Origin of the sequence: Chimaeribacter coloradensis, from assembly GCF_002858715.1 — a bacterium.
Taxonomy (GTDB): Bacteria; Pseudomonadota; Gammaproteobacteria; order Enterobacterales; family Enterobacteriaceae; genus Chimaeribacter; species Chimaeribacter coloradensis.
Window position 1 is genome coordinate 131,077 of sequence record NZ_PJZH01000003.1, and the last position, 13,955, is coordinate 145,031.

12 protein-coding genes are annotated in these 13,955 nt (G+C 59.2%); 1 reads left to right on the plus strand and 11 read right to left on the minus strand.

Annotation, left to right across the window (positions count from 1 at the left end; translation table 11 throughout):
- Window positions 1-46: 46 nt before the first annotated feature.
- The 5 genes from CYR32_RS05065 to argF form a co-directional block, all read right to left on the minus strand.
- The gene (locus CYR32_RS05065) at window positions 47-523 is read right to left on the minus strand and encodes a YrhA family protein (RefSeq protein ID WP_101823267.1); all 477 of its coding nucleotides are present in this window, start codon (window positions 521-523) and stop codon (window positions 47-49) included.
- The gene (locus CYR32_RS05070) at window positions 520-1,677 is read right to left on the minus strand and encodes an HNH endonuclease signature motif containing protein (protein WP_101823269.1); all 1,158 of its coding nucleotides are present in this window, start codon (window positions 1,675-1,677) and stop codon (window positions 520-522) included. Before CYR32_RS05070 ends, CYR32_RS05065 begins: the two co-directional genes overlap by 4 nt.
- A gap of 166 nt (window positions 1,678-1,843) precedes the next feature.
- Window positions 1,844-2,287 (minus strand): translesion error-prone DNA polymerase V autoproteolytic subunit, encoded by a 444-nt coding sequence (umuD, locus tag CYR32_RS05075; protein ID WP_101823271.1) that lies wholly within the window; start codon window positions 2,285-2,287, stop codon window positions 1,844-1,846.
- Window positions 2,288-2,408: 121 nt separating this feature from the next.
- Window positions 2,409-4,109 (minus strand): sugar phosphorylase, encoded by a 1,701-nt coding sequence (locus tag CYR32_RS05080; protein ID WP_101823273.1) that lies wholly within the window; start codon window positions 4,107-4,109, stop codon window positions 2,409-2,411.
- A 131-nt stretch (window positions 4,110-4,240) separates the two neighbouring features.
- Entirely contained in the window at window positions 4,241-5,251 is a 1,011-nt protein-coding gene (gene argF / locus CYR32_RS05085; RefSeq protein ID WP_101823275.1) for an ornithine carbamoyltransferase, read from the minus strand.
- Between the two features lie 171 nt (window positions 5,252-5,422).
- Here argF and rraB point away from each other — a divergent pair, with 171 nt between their 5' ends.
- On the plus strand, window positions 5,423-5,848 hold the full coding sequence (gene rraB / locus CYR32_RS05090) for a ribonuclease E inhibitor RraB (protein ID WP_101823277.1): 426 nt from the start codon (window positions 5,423-5,425) through the stop codon (window positions 5,846-5,848).
- Window positions 5,849-5,909: 61 nt separating this feature from the next.
- On the opposite strand, the gene CYR32_RS05095 is transcribed toward rraB, so the two are convergent.
- From CYR32_RS05095 to pepA, 6 genes are all read right to left on the minus strand, one after another.
- Window positions 5,910-7,346, minus strand: a complete 1,437-nt coding sequence (locus CYR32_RS05095) for a 6-phospho-beta-glucosidase (RefSeq protein ID WP_101823279.1) — start codon at window positions 7,344-7,346, stop codon at window positions 5,910-5,912.
- Window positions 7,347-7,493: 147 nt separating this feature from the next.
- On the minus strand, window positions 7,494-8,228 hold the full coding sequence (locus tag CYR32_RS05100) for a MurR/RpiR family transcriptional regulator (protein ID WP_101823281.1): 735 nt from the start codon (window positions 8,226-8,228) through the stop codon (window positions 7,494-7,496).
- Window positions 8,229-8,278: 50 nt separating this feature from the next.
- The gene (locus CYR32_RS05105) at window positions 8,279-8,782 is read right to left on the minus strand and encodes a GNAT family N-acetyltransferase (RefSeq protein ID WP_101823283.1); all 504 of its coding nucleotides are present in this window, start codon (window positions 8,780-8,782) and stop codon (window positions 8,279-8,281) included.
- 163 nt (window positions 8,783-8,945) lie between these two features.
- Window positions 8,946-11,801, minus strand: a complete 2,856-nt coding sequence (locus CYR32_RS05110; protein ID WP_101823284.1) for a valine--tRNA ligase — start codon at window positions 11,799-11,801, stop codon at window positions 8,946-8,948.
- A 12-nt stretch (window positions 11,802-11,813) separates the two neighbouring features.
- Window positions 11,814-12,263 carry a DNA polymerase III subunit chi gene (locus CYR32_RS05115; protein ID WP_101823286.1) on the minus strand — a complete coding sequence of 150 codons (450 nt, stop codon included), beginning with the start codon at window positions 12,261-12,263 and terminating at the stop codon, window positions 11,814-11,816.
- A gap of 110 nt (window positions 12,264-12,373) precedes the next feature.
- Complete coding sequence (pepA, locus tag CYR32_RS05120; protein WP_101823287.1) at window positions 12,374-13,885, minus strand: leucyl aminopeptidase; 1,512 nt, start codon at window positions 13,883-13,885, stop codon at window positions 12,374-12,376.
- Window positions 13,886-13,955: the final 70 nt, after the last annotated feature.

The window sequence follows — 13,955 nt, forward strand, 5'->3', positions numbered from 1 at the left end:
AAAAACAGTACCTTTGAAGCCCGTTTTTATCAAGATGCCGGGTCACTTATTCAATTAAGGCGATGAGCGCCCTCAGCAAGCCGGTTATCGTGCGGTGGCGTTCATTTACGCGTTCTACGCCGATAAAATCGCGGCTTTCATAAACGGCGCTCTCCCGGTTAAAAAACAGAATATCCATGTCCGTTTCACCGATGACCACACCATTTTTTAACGCATCAGGAAACAGTTCAGGCACGGCGTGTAAATTGGCTGATTGTTTACGTAAATCCCGCTCATCCTCTTTATCATCGAAATAACCAAATAACCGCACGCCGTTAAGATCAAAGCCATTCATTTGCCGCAAGAACGGCAGATAACTTTCAGCAAAATGATCGCCGCCCAGGGTGACTAATACCTGGTGACAAGCGCTGACCTGATCTTCACGAATCCCCGCCTGGTCTTCATACCCGGTATCCGCATAGGATTGCGCTATGTCATGCAGCGCAGCAATAAGCGTCACGAGTTCCTGTTTTTCACTGTTCATGGTTGCCTCTGCGGATAAATTTTCCCTTTAGGGATGGGCCAATAAACGGATTTTGTCTGCCCATACTCTAATTCATTCACTATGCGCCGTTGGGCATTGGTGAAAACCGTATGTTCAGGATGGTTTTTAATCAAAACAAGATTATGAAAATCATTCGTTCCTGTGTCATCTAAAGGAATTTTATGATGTACAGACCACCCGCGAATGGGTATTTTTCCTTTTGCCATTTTAGCGCGTTGAGCAGGCGTAAAACGTATTAATGAGTCAGGATCCGTCGCCAGGAGTTTCAGAAAATCAGGCCGAACGCTATTGTTAAATTGTTTTCTCAACGCCTGGTAGTCATCACGTTTCCTGCGTAAGTAATCGATTTTTACTACGCTGATTTGTTCTAAAAACCGCTGTTTACCTTTCGCTTTTCCCAGGTAACTGTGCAGTTTTTCCAGCTCGCTTATGGACATCGTATTGCCTGTACGACGCACTGCCAGCAAGAGAGAAGATAAAGCAATCGCACTGCCGGCCGTTTTTTCATTGAGTATCTCGCTATAACCCTCTATTGCCTCACCACCTAAAGCCTGCGCTGTCTCCGCAAATGCCGCGATATTGCCGTTATAAATGCCGCCGGCAGCCAATAAGCGCCCGACAGATTTGCTGTTCAGCATTTTCCCTGCCTGAGCAAGTTGCTCTGGTTCCGTATAAGCACTGCCGTAGGCAAACCGCTGCGTGGGTGCAGCCTTAACGCCCCTCCGTGCGGCGACGGCCCGGTTATAGCCGGTGATCACCTCATGGCTATACCAACTGTGATGGCTGCTTTGGTCACTACACACCAGGTCGCCATGTTCATCAACATAAAAAGGGTGATCGGATGCGCGCCAGGGTGCCATCAGATTGATGCCAACCAGCCAGCCAATTTCAAGCCAGTGCTTCACCCTGTCGTAGACAGGATCGGCATAGCCTGCCGGGGCGCGCCGCCAGGTTTGTTTGCCTGAACAGAGACGAGGGGGCAGTTCAAAGAAGCCACAACAGGCGTAATGGCAGGGATCAAGGTCATAATGGGTTTCTACCTTCTCCAGCGCCTTCCTGGGTGAAAGAATCAACGGAAACGCTTCTGGTGGGAGCACTCGTTCAATATCACGGCTTTGGTAAAGGGTAAACATAGGTCATTGCTTATCCATAATGTATGTAAGGATAAGTCAGGATATTACGCCGCAGCGGGAAAAATGCATCAGACATGTGTATGACAGCGCGCACATTTTTGCCAGGGGATGCCACCGGCAGCCATAAGCCGGTTTTTCATCAATCCCGGCATAAAAACGATTTACATCAACCAGGGCGAACATAGTGGCGGCTGGCGGCGGGGGAGATGATGTAGGTCACGACCCCGAAGATATGCAGATCCTGGCCGTCGCGGATGACGATCGGCGTATAGGCCGGGTTCATCGGCACCAGCGCCCAGAAGGGGCGGGTTTGCAGGCATTTGATGGTGAACTCACCGTCAATGGCGGCGATCACGATGTCGCCGTCAGCGGCGGTCAGGGCGCTGTCGACCATCACCAGATCGCCGTCACGCACGTTGGCGTCAATCATGGAATCACCCGCCACCCGCAGGAAGTAGGTGGCGGAGGGGTGGCGAATCAGCAGTTTGTTGAGGTCGATCCGCTCCTCAACAAAATCCGCCGCCGGCGAGGGAAAGCCCGCCGGGATAACCACGTTAAAATGCGCTGAAAACGCCTCATCGGCCTGAAGAACGGCTTTGATGAACTGCATAGGGAAAACCCTTTCTTATACTGTTTATGTGTACAGTATTTTGCATTTTCCCAGGCTGATCAAGGCTGCCTAAAGTGAAATCCGCTTATGCGGCTGATTACCGGAGGAATTTTCATCGCCATCAATGCTGGATCCACACCACCTGCCACGGCGTCAGCGTCATTTTGCCGGTGAAGGGGGTGTCGGAAATCAGCTCGTGGCCCTGCTCATCCAGCGCCAGCCCGACCTTATGGTCGGTCACGTTGATCACGCAGCTGATGCGGTCTTCGTTTTTTGGGTCGTAACGCTCGAGGCCAAACAGCGATTTGCCGAGGTCCAGCACCCGCTGGCCGGAAGAGGGCGCAAAGGCCGGGTGGGCGCGGCGCAGGCTGATCAGGTGGCGCAGGCCGCTGTAGACTTTCGCCCGCAGGCTCTCCGGGTTCGCCAGCTCCGCTTCCACTTTTTCCACATCCAGTTTTTGGCGGTTGATGCGGCGGTTAATCCCCGACTGGTGCATCCCGTCGACGTCGTTCTCGCTGCCGAGCAGGCTGTGGTAATAGAGCGCCGGGACGCCGACAAACGAGAGCAGCAGCGACTGGGCCGCAATGAATTTTTTCGCCTTCAGCCCGTTGCTGTCCTGCTTTTCGGTCAGGGCGCTGAGGTAGTTGATGTTCAGCTCATAGGGCGAGAAGGTGCCGTCGCCGTTGTCTTTGTGCGACACGCGCCCCTCTTTGCGGATCACCTCCTGCGCCATGAACTGCCGTTCGCTGTCATCCAGGAAGGTCTCGGTCGGCCGCAGGCCGATGCCGTCATGGCTGGCGAGGAAGTTGAAGAAGGTGGTCTCAGGGTAGCGCGCCTCGGCGCTCAGCCCGTGCGCCCATTTGGTGAGCACGGTGGTGTCCTGCCGCAGAAACGCGTGCAGCGTCAGCGGCGGCAGCGGGAACTGGTAGACCATGTGCGCTTCGTCGCCGTGGCCGAAATAGCTGATGTTCTCATGGTGCGGCACATTGGTTTCGGTGATCAGCCGGGTGCCGGGGATGACGTAATCCAGCACCGTGCGCCAGACCTTGATGATGTTATGCGCCTGCGGCAGGTGGATGCAGCGCGTGCCCGGTTCTTTCCAGATGTAGCCGATGGCGTCGAGGCGGATCGACTGCCCGCCGCTGGCGGCATATTGCAGCAGGATGTCGATGCTCTCCAGCAGCACCTGCGGGTTGTGGAAGTTGATATCGATCTGGTCGTCGCTGAAGGTCGTCCAGAGGTAGACCATCTCCCCGTTGGCCTTGGTCATCGGCGTCAGCAGGCGGGAGGAGCGGGGGCGCACCACGCGGCTGTAATCCAGCGCCGGGTTGGCGGCGATCAGGTAACCGGCGTAGTTCGGGTCATCATGCATAAAACCGCGTACCCAGTCGCTGGAGCGCGAGACGTGGTTGATCACGCAGTCAAACATCAGGTTAAACTTTTTCGACAGGGTTTTCAGGTCGCCCCAGCCGCCCAGGTGCTCATCAATCAGGCGGTAGTCGATCACGCTGAAGCCATCATCCGAGCTGTAGGGGTACATCGGCAGGATGTGGATGTCGGTAATGATTTCGTCGAAGTGGTTGCGGGCAAACTGGTTGAGGGTCGCCAGCGGCTTCTCATCCGCGTGGTGGAGGCTGTCGCCATAGGTGATCAGGTAAACGGTGTTGCCGTCGACCCAATGCGGGTTGGGGTGCTTACCATATTGCCATTTGGCGACCAGCCGGAAGATTTGCCGCAGCACATCGCCGATGTGTTCACGCGGGTAGACGTAGCCAAGCAGCTTCTCTAACCGTTGCGCAAATTCCAGTTTGTTGGCGCTCATAACCCTTCCTTTTTGTCGGCTGGTATCAGAAAAAGGGTAGTCGAAAATTAAGCGGAACGGCGGTAAAAGCAGCGGAAAAGTGCAAGCTGATGTGAAGGCGGGCGGCGCAGAAACCTGCGCCGCCGGGGGGATTACGCCTCAGGGGCGAGGGTGGCGACCATCACCGCTTTGATGGTGTGCAGGCGGTTCTCCGCCTGGTCAAACACCACGCTGTGCGCCGACTCAAACACCTCGTCGGTGACCTCCATGCCGCCGTGTAACCCGTACTGTTCGGCCATCTGTTTGCCGAGCACGGTCTGGTCATCATGGAACGCCGGCAGGCAGTGCAGGAACTTCACCTGTGGGTTGCCGGTTTGCTTCACCAGCGCCATGTTGACCTGGTAATCACGCAGCAGGGCGATGCGGTCCGGCCAGCTCTCTTTCGGCTCACCCATCGACACCCAGACGTCGGTGTAGAGGAAGTCCGCCTGCGCCACCCCGGCACCGCACTCCTCCGTCAGGGTGATGTCACCGCCGTTCTGCTGCGCCAGCGCCTTGCACTGTGCCACCAGCGCGGCATCCGGCCAGCAGGCGGTGGGGGCCACCAGCCGCAGGTCCAGCCCGACCAGCGCCGCCGCTTCCAGCAGCGAATTGCCCATGTTGTTGCGCGCGTCGCCGAGGTAAGCGAGCTTCACCCCCTGCAACGGCCGCCCCGGCAGGTGCTCTTTAATGGTGAGCAGATCCGCCAGAAGCTGGGTGGGGTGGAACTCGTCCGTCAGGCCGTTCCACACCGGCACCCCGGCCTGCTCTGCCAGCGTGGCGACGATCGCCTGGCCGTGGCCGCGGTACTGGATGCCGTCATACATGCGGCCCAGCACCCGGGCCGTGTCTTTGATCGATTCCTTGTGGCCGATCTGGCTGCCGCTGGGGCCAAGGTAGGTGACGCGCGCACCCTGGTCAAATGCGGCAACTTCGAAAGAGCATCGGGTGCGGGTCGAGTCTTTTTCGAAGATGAGCGCAATATTTTTGCCGGTGAGGCGCGGTGTTTCCGTGCCCTGTTTTTTCTCTGTTTTCAGGTCTGCGGCGAGATCGAGCAGGGCGGTGATCTCGGCGGGGGTGAAGTCCAGCAATCTGAGGAAATGACGTTTATAGAAGGCACTCATCGCGCGGTTCTCCAGGCATTTTGGCAGGTTGATGTTGAATTAAAATTCACATTATATGTATGAATATTCAATTGCAACCCCGTCTGACAAATCTTTCGTGTTTGTTGTGGAGGCGATGGCGGCGCTGTGGGAGAATGCGCACAGATACGCCCACTGACTGAGGACTTAGGCATGGCAAACCGCGAATTGCTGGACGAACAGCGTGAAGAAACCCGTCTGATCATCGAAGAACTGCTGGACGATGGCAGCGATCCCGATGCGCTTTACACTATTGAACACCATTTCTCGGCAGAGAAGTTTGAGGTGCTGGAGCAGGCCGCCGTGGAAGCTTTCAAGCTGGGTTATGAAGTGACCGACGCTGAAGAGCTGGAAATTGAAGACGGCACCAAGCTGATGTGCTGCGACGTGATCAGCGAAGTGGCGCTGAAGCCTGAAATCATCGACGCGCAGGTGGAGCAACTGGTGGCGCTGGCTGAGCGCTGCAACGTGAACTACGACGGCTGGGGCACCTACTTCGAAGACCCGGACGGCGAAGAGGGTGACGAGTATGACGAAGACGACATCATCGACGAAGATGATGACGGCAAACGTCACTGATCCTGAGCCGCAATAAAAAAGCCCCGTAAAGGGGCTTTTTTTATGGGGGCCGGTTGCGCCGTTACAGCGTGTCGCCGTTGCTGGCGATCACCTGCTTATACCAGTCGAAACTGGCTTTGCGGGAGCGGGCCAGGGTGCCGGTGCCGTCGTCATGTTTGTCGACGTAGATAAAGCCGTAGCGCTTGCTGTACTGGCCGGTGGTGAAGGAGACGCAGTCGATGCAGCCCCACGGCGTGTAGCCCATCAGCTCGACGCCATCTTCCGTGACCGCTTTCATCATCTGCTCAATGTGCGATTTCAGGTACGCGATGCGGTAATCGTCGTTGATGCTGCCGTCGGCCGCGGGCTTGTCGATGGCACCGAAGCCATTTTCCACAATAAACAGCGGCTTCTGGTAGCGCTCATAGAGCAGGTTCAGCGAGTAGCGCAGGCCCACCGGGTCGATCTGCCAGCCCCAGTCCGAGGCTTTCACATGCGGGTTCGGCACGCTGCCGGGGAAGCTGACGATGCTGTTGCTCTCGCTGCTGATCTGGGTGGAGACGGCGTTGCTCATGTAGTAGCTCAGGCCGATGTAGTCGGTGCAGCCTTCACGCAGGGTCTGCTCGTCGCCCGGCTCCATCTGGATGGTGAAGCCGCGGCGCTCCCACTCTTTCAGGATGTAGGCCGGGTAGTAGCCGCGCACCTGCACGTCGGTGAACAGGAAGCGCTCACGCATCGCCTCCACCGAGTAGATCATGTCATCCGGGTGGCAGGAGTAGGGGTAGATCGGCACGCAGGCCAGCATACAGCCAATCTGGAACGCCGGGTTGATCGCATGGCCGAGTTTCACTACCTGGGCGCTGGCAACAAACTGGTGGTGCAGCACCTGGTACATCGTCTCTTCCGGGTTTTCATGCTCGGTGAACACCACGCCGGAACAGCAGTAGCCAAACAACGGGTAACGCCAGTCGCGCTGGTTGTTGATCTCGTTGAAGGTCATCCAGTATTTCACTTTGTGCTGGTAGCGCTGCATCACCACTTCGCTGAAGCGCACAAAGAAATCCACCACTTTGCGGTTTTTCCAGCCGCCATACTCCTTCACCAGGTGCCACGGCATCTCGAAGTGCGACAAGGTAATCACCGGCTCAATGCCGTACTTCAGCAGCTCGTCGAACAGGTCATCATAGAATTGCAGGCCGGCTTCGTTCGGCTGGGCGTCGTCCCCGTTCGGGAAGATGCGCGTCCAGGCAATGGAGGTGCGGAAACACTTGAAGCCCATCTCCGCGAACAGCGCCACGTCCTCTTTGTAGCGGCCGTAGAAATCCACCGCCTCATGGTTCGGGTAGGAATAGCCTGCCTGGATGCCGTCGGTCATCACCCGGTCCACGCCGTGCGCGCCGCCGGAGAGCACGTCCGCGATGCTGACGCCTTTGCCGCCCTGATCCCAGCCGCCTTCAACCTGATGCGCCGCGACCGCGCCGCCCCACAGGAAGTTACCCGGTAAACCTTGCTTTGCCATGTTGCTCTGCTCCCATTTGGTCAATTAAAACCAGTCTGGCAAAGCGGGGAAATAAAGTCACGTTATAACACCGCGGCCGCCGCGTAATATGTCACCCGGAAATAACAGCCTGTTTTTTCCGGGCAGCCACGCGGGGCAGGGGAAATATCAGGGCAGGGGGATCTGGCGGGCCAGTTTTTTACCCAGGGTTTCGAGGATATACAGCACCGGGATCTGCGTGGTGATATTGTGGTTCCCCGGCAGCAGCACATAGGGCATATGGTAAGGGATATTCAGATCCGCCAGCCGCGCCAGTGAGGAGTTTTCCCCGTTGGTAATACTGATGATTTTGCAGTGATGCAGGTTAAACTGGCTGGCAATGCGCAGGATCTCCTGCGTCTCACCGGAAACAGACAGAATAATCGCCACCGCCTGCCGGTACATATCGCTGTTGACCGGATAATAGGGGTCATCAATATGGGTGCTGAATTTCCCGACATTGGAAAAGAAACGCGCGCCATATTTTCCCAGCGTGCCGGAGGTGCCCGCACCGACAAAAATAATCCGTTCGTTGTCGGCAATAATGGCCGCCGCCGCATTTAACCGCTGGTCAAATTCATCATTATCGATGCTGCGGAAATAGTGGACGATCTCACTGATGCCGAATTCCGGCACCGTGGCCTGTGCCTGTTGCAGGAACAGCTTGTAACGTACGCGGAATTCCGAATACCCGGCATAGCCCATTTTTTTGCAGAACCGCAGGATAGTGGTGGTGGAGACGCCCACTTCCTCCGCCAGCTCGCGGATGGTCATGTAGATCACCTGCTGCCGGTGCTTGAGCACATAGTGGTAGACCAGCAGTTCCAGCTCGTTCAGGTGAGAGATTTCTTGATAACTAAACATCACGCGGTTCCGGGGTGAAAGGAGAGGGCGTGCAGCGCGGTGCCCGCAGGTTACAGCGTTTTCAGCATGGTGACTTCGCAGTCCACATGGCCGGTGTTGCCGAGCGGCCCCTCGATATGGGCGAAGCCCAGGCGCTCATACAGCGCCACGGCCTGCGTCAGGCTGGCGGTGGTCTCCAGGTAGCAGCGGCCGAAGCCCTGTTCACGGGCAAACGCCATCGCCTGCAACGCCAGCTTTTTCGCCAGCCCCCGGCCGCGCAGCACCGGCAGGAAGTACATTTTTTGCAGTTCGCAGAGATCCTCTTCGCCCCCGGCCAGCGGGGCGATGCCGCCGCCCCCGGCGATCGCGCCGTCCGCCTCAATCACCCAGTAGGCACTGCGCGGCTGGCTGTAGAGATCGTAGAGATGATCCAGGTTCGGGTCAGAGACGGTGTAGCCCTTGTCCGCTGTCAGGCCGAACTCGGCAGAAACCCGGCGGATCACCTGCGCGATGGCGGCGTTGTCTGCGGCGGTCAGGGGGCGGATGACGACACGTGACGGCGTTGCAATGGTCATGATGGTGTACTCAGGCAGTTAAACAGGGCAAAAGTGTGTGCCGCCACGCACCTGCGGTGCCGGGATGGGCGGTCACATGATCCGGTTACTATTACGCACTCTGTCACAAATTCAAAATAAAAAAGCCAGCCCGGAGGCTGGCTTTGTCGCGGTGAGGCGGCGGTTACAGCGCGGCGATGGTCGCCTGCTGCTCCAGCAGTTTCACCTTGGCCTGGGCACAGGCGTCGAGGCGCTCACGCTCTTTCGCCACCACGGCTTCCGGCGCGCGCGCCACAAAGCCTTCGTTGGCAAGCTTGGCTTCAATGCGGCTGACTTCCGCATCCAGCTTCGCCACTTCCTTCGCCAGACGATCCAGCTCGGCGGCTTTGTCCACCAGGCCGGCCATCGGGATCAGCAGCTCAGCGCCTTCCACCAGCTTGGTCACCGACACCGGGCCTTTATCGCCGCCGGCCAGCAGCGTAATGCTGTCGAGGCGCGCCAGGGATTTGATGAAGCTCAGGTTTTCGGTCACGCGGCGTTGCGCATCGGCGTCGGCACCGCGCAGCAGCACCTCCAGCGGTTTGCCCGGGGCGATGTTCATCTCGGCGCGGATATTACGCACGGCGATGATCGCCTGCTTGATCCACTCCAGATCGGCCAGTGCCTGCGCGTCAACCTGCTCTGCGTCATAGGCCGGGAACGGCTGAAGCATGATGGTGTCGGCAGTGATGCCTTTCAGGGTTTTCACGCGCTGCCAGATGGTCTCCGTGATAAACGGAATGATCGGGTGCGCCAGGCGCAGCAGCGCTTCCAGCACCGTCACCAGCGTGTGGCGGGTGCCGCGCAGCTCTGCCTCGGAACCGCCGTTCATCACCGGCTTGGCCAGCTCCAGGTACCAGTCACAGAACTGGTTCCAGGTGAACTCATAGAGAATACCGGCAGCCAGGTCGAAGCGGTAGCTGTCCAGCGCCTCGCGGTAGGCTTTCACCGTCTGGTTGAACTCCGCCAGGATCCAGTGATCCGCCAGCGAAAGCTGCATCTCGCCGCCGTTCTGGCCGCAGTCCTGATCTTCGGTGTTCATCAGCACGAAGCGGCTGGCGTTCCACAGCTTGTTACAGAAGTTGCGGTAACCTTCCAGGCGCTTCATGTCCCAGTTGATGTCGCGGCCGGTGGAAGCCAGCGCCGCCAGCGTGAAGCGCAGGGCGTCGGTGCCGTGCGGCTCGATGCCGTTCGGGAACTGCTTCTCGGTGCGCTTGCGGATCTTCTCCGCCAGCTGCGGCTGCATCATGTTGCCGGTGCGCTTCTCCAGCAGATCCTCCAGCGAGATGCCGTCGATCATGTCCAGCGGGTCAATGACGTTGCCTTTGGACTTGGACATCTTCTGCCCTTCGTCGTCACGGATCAGGCCGGTCATGTAGACGGTGTGGAACGGCACCTGCGGCTTTCCGTTTTCATCTTTCACGAAGTGCATGGTCATCATGATCATGCGGGCAATCCAGAAGAAGATGATGTCGAAGCCGCTCACCACCACGCTGGAAGGGTGGAACGCTTTCAGGTCAGCGGTCTGATCCGGCCAGCCCAGGGTGGAGAAGGTCCACAGCCCGGAGGAGAACCAGGTGTCCAGCACATCTTCGTCCTGACGCAGCGCGACAGTGGCGTCGAGGCTGTTTTCGCGGCGCACTTCCTCTTCATCACGGCCGACGTAGACGTTGCCCGCCTCGTCATACCAGGCCGGGATGCGGTGGCCCCACCAGAGCTGGCGGGAGATGCACCAGTCCTGGATGTCACGCATCCAGCTGAAGTACATGTTTTCGTACTGCTTCGGCACGAACTGGATTTCGCCCTGTTCCACCGCTTCCACCGCCACTTTCGCCAGCGGGGCAGTGCGCACGTACCACTGGTCGGTAAGCATCGGTTCGATCACCACGCCGCCGCGGTCGCCATACGGCACCGTCAGGTCGTGCGGTTTGATCTCGTCCAGCAGGCCCTGTGCGTCAAAGGCTGCCACCACCGCTTTACGCGCGGCGAAGCGCTCCAGCCCCTGGAATTCCGCCGGGATGGCGTTGCTCCACTCGCTGCTCTCGCGGCCGTTGGTGTCGAACACCTCGGCCACAGCGCGGACGTCGCCGTCGAAGGTCAGGATGTTGATCATCGGCAGGCCGTGGCGTTTGCCGACTTCATAGTCGTTGAAGTCGTGCGCCGGGGTGATTTTCACGCAGCCGGTGCCTTTCTCCATGTCGGCGTGCTCGTCACCCACGATCGGGATGCGGCGGCCCACCAGCGGCAGGATGATCTCTTTGCCGATCAGGTCTTTGTAACGCGGGTCTTCCGGGTTCACCGCCACGCCGGTATCACCCAGCACCGTTTCCGGGCGGGTGGTGGCGACCACCAGGTAATCTTTGCCTTCGGCCGTTTTCGCGCCGTCCGCCAGCGGGTAGCGCAGGTGCCACATGGAGCCTTTGGACTCGCGGTTCTCGACTTCCAGGTCGGAGATCGCGGTGCGCAGTTTCGGGTCCCAGTTCACCAGGCGTTTGCCGCGGTAGATCAGGTCTTCTTTGTAGAGGCGGACAAACACCTCTTTCACGGCCAGGGAGAGGTTCTCATCCATGGTGAAGCGCTCGCGCTCCCAGTCCACGGAGTCACCGAGGCGGCGCATCTGGCGGGTGATGGTGCCGCCGGACTCCGCCTTCCACTGCCAGATCTTGTCGATGAAGGCGTCACGGCCGTAGTCGTGGCGGGTTTTGCCCTCTTCCGCGGCGATTTTACGCTCAACCACCATCTGCGTGGCGATACCGGCATGGTCGGTACCCGCCTGCCACAGGGTGTTTTTCCCCTGCATACGCTGGTAGCGGATCATGGTGTCCATGATGGTTTGCTGGAAGGCGTGACCCATGTGCAAGCTGCCGGTGACGTTCGGCGGCGGGATCATGATGCAGTAGCTCTCCTGGCTCTCGTCGCCGTTCGGCTTGAAGTAGCCCTGCTGCTCCCAGTGCTCGTAGAGCGGCTGTTCGATGTCTTGCGGGTTATATGTTTTTTCCATTTCGCTTCGGTATCAGTAAGTTGGCGGCTGTGCCGTGGTCAAATGAAAGCCGACGCTGCGATAGGCTTTATAGCGGTCGCGCGCCAACTGTTTCAGGGAATCCGGGTAAGGGACGAAGTCTATCACTTCATGGAAAGCGGTGGCAAAATCTGCGAACTGCGGCATCAGGCTGATCAGCAGGTCACGCGGGGCGTTGCCGCGTTTGCCCGGCCAGCAGATCTCCACCGGCGCGCCGTACCGCGGCCCTTCGCCCGCCAGGTTATGCGGCACGAAGGCATCCGGTTCGCGCTGCCACAGCGCATCGTCCAGCCGCTGCGCCTGCTGCTGGTCCTCACAGGCGATCAGCACCCGCTTGCCGGCGCGCCAGCGGGCGGCCGCCAGGTCACAGGCCAGCGCCTCATGGGCGATCATCCCGGTCGCGTCGGTTTCACTCTCCAGAAGGTAGAACGTTGCGTTTTTCATTGGTGATGCCATTGGTCAATCGATAGGGACGGGTGCCGGAACAGAAGGGCGGCGCGTTGCCGCCCCGGTACGGCTTGCCGCCGGGCAGGGTCGCCCGGCGGAAGAGGCGGTTACTCGTCGCCGCTCATGCCGGCGCGGTTCAGCAGGAACTGGGTCAGCAGCGCCACCGGGCGGCCGGTTGCGCCTTTGGCTTTGCCGGAGCGCCAGCCGGTGCCGGCGATGTCCAGGTGCGCCCACGAATATTTGCGGGTAAAGCGGGACAGGAAGCACCCGGCGGTGATCGCGCCGCCGGCACGGCCGCCGATGTTGGCCATGTCGGCGAAGTTGGAGTCCAGCAGCTCCTGGTACTCTTCGTGCAGCGGCAGCCGCCAGGCGCGGTCGCCCGCCTGCTCCGAGGCGCTGATCAGCTCATGCGCCAGCGGGTTGTGGTTGGACATCAGCCCGGTGAGCTGGTGGCCGAGGGCCACCACGCAGGCACCGGTCAGCGTCGCCACGTCGATCACCAGCTCCGGGTCGAAGCGCTCGACGTAGGTCAGGGCGTCACACAGCACCAGGCGGCCTTCGGCGTCGGTGTTGAGCACTTCCACCGTCTGGCCGGACATGGTGGTGAGGATGTCACCGGGGCGGAACGCGCGCCCGCCCGGCATATTCTCACAGCCCGCCAGCACGCCGACCACGTTCAGCGGCAGGTGAAGCTCCGCCACCACGCGCATCACGCCGTAGACTGACGCCGCGCCGCACATGTCATACTTCATCTCGTCCATGCTGTCGGCGGGCTTGATGGAGATGCCGCCGGAGTCAAAGGTCAGCCCTTTGCCTACCAGCACAATCGGCTTAGCGTCCGGGTTTGGATTGCCCTTATATTCCATCACTGACATCAATGATTCGTTCTGCGAGCCCTGGCCCACCGCCAGATAGGCGTTCATACCCAGCTCTTTCATCTGCTGTTCGCCGATGACGCGGGTAGTGATGTGGGTGCTGAACGCGTCCGCCAGCTGGCGCGCCTGCGAGGCGAGGTAAGCGGCGTTACAGATGTTCGGCGGCATATTGCCGAGGTCTTTGGCGGCCTTCACCCCGGCGGCAATCGCCAGCCCGTGCTGGATGGCGCGCTCACCGCTGGTCAGCTCGCGGCGGGTCGGCACATTGAACACCATTTTGCGCAGCGGGCGGCGCGGCTCAACTTTGTTGCTTTTGAGCTGGTCAAAGGTGTAGAGCGACTCTTTCGCTGTTTCTACCGCCTGGCGCACTTTCCAGTAGGTGTTCCGGCCTTTGACGTGCAGCTCCGTTAAGAAGCAGACCGCTTCCATCGACCCGGTGTCATTCAGGGTGTTGATGGTCTTCTGGATCACCTGTTTGTACTGGCGCTCATCCAGCTCGCGCTCTTTACCGCACCCGATAAGCAGGATGCGCTCGGAGAGAATGTTCGGCACATGGTGCAGCAATAAGGTCTGGCCTACTTTGCCTTCCAGCTCGCCGCGGCGGAGCAGGGCGCTGATGTAGCCATCGCTGATTTTATCGAGCTGCTCGGCGATGGGCGACAGGCGGCGAGGTTCGAAAACCCCGACTACAATACAGGCGCTGCGCTGCTTTTCCGGGCTACCGCTTTTTACACTGAACTCCATGCACTCTCCTGAATCTTAAAGACAACGACGGGAGCTACGGCTAGAATGACGCACTCCGTAACAAACTCTC

What these genes read in the sequence shown, in the direction of transcription:
- CYR32_RS05065 (WP_101823267.1), bottom strand. Translation starts at nt 523, where the DNA reads ATGAACAGTGAAAAACAGGAACTCGTGACGCTTATTGCTGCGCTGCAT.
- CYR32_RS05070 (WP_101823269.1), bottom strand. Translation starts at nt 1,677, where the DNA reads ATGTTTACCCTTTACCAAAGCCGTGATATTGAACGAGTGCTCCCACCA.
- umuD (WP_101823271.1), bottom strand. Translation starts at nt 2,287, where the DNA reads ATGCAGTTCATCAAAGCCGTTCTTCAGGCCGATGAGGCGTTTTCAGCG.
- CYR32_RS05080 (WP_101823273.1), bottom strand. Translation starts at nt 4,109, where the DNA reads ATGAGCGCCAACAAACTGGAATTTGCGCAACGGTTAGAGAAGCTGCTT.
- argF (WP_101823275.1), bottom strand. Translation starts at nt 5,251, where the DNA reads ATGAGTGCCTTCTATAAACGTCATTTCCTCAGATTGCTGGACTTCACC.
- rraB (WP_101823277.1), top strand. Translation starts at nt 5,423, where the DNA reads ATGGCAAACCGCGAATTGCTGGACGAACAGCGTGAAGAAACCCGTCTG.
- CYR32_RS05095 (WP_101823279.1), bottom strand. Translation starts at nt 7,346, where the DNA reads ATGGCAAAGCAAGGTTTACCGGGTAACTTCCTGTGGGGCGGCGCGGTC.
- CYR32_RS05100 (WP_101823281.1), bottom strand. Translation starts at nt 8,228, where the DNA reads ATGTTTAGTTATCAAGAAATCTCTCACCTGAACGAGCTGGAACTGCTG.
- CYR32_RS05105 (WP_101823283.1), bottom strand. Translation starts at nt 8,782, where the DNA reads ATGACCATTGCAACGCCGTCACGTGTCGTCATCCGCCCCCTGACCGCC.
- CYR32_RS05110 (WP_101823284.1), bottom strand. Translation starts at nt 11,801, where the DNA reads ATGGAAAAAACATATAACCCGCAAGACATCGAACAGCCGCTCTACGAG.
- CYR32_RS05115 (WP_101823286.1), bottom strand. Translation starts at nt 12,263, where the DNA reads ATGAAAAACGCAACGTTCTACCTTCTGGAGAGTGAAACCGACGCGACC.
- pepA (WP_101823287.1), bottom strand. Translation starts at nt 13,885, where the DNA reads ATGGAGTTCAGTGTAAAAAGCGGTAGCCCGGAAAAGCAGCGCAGCGCC.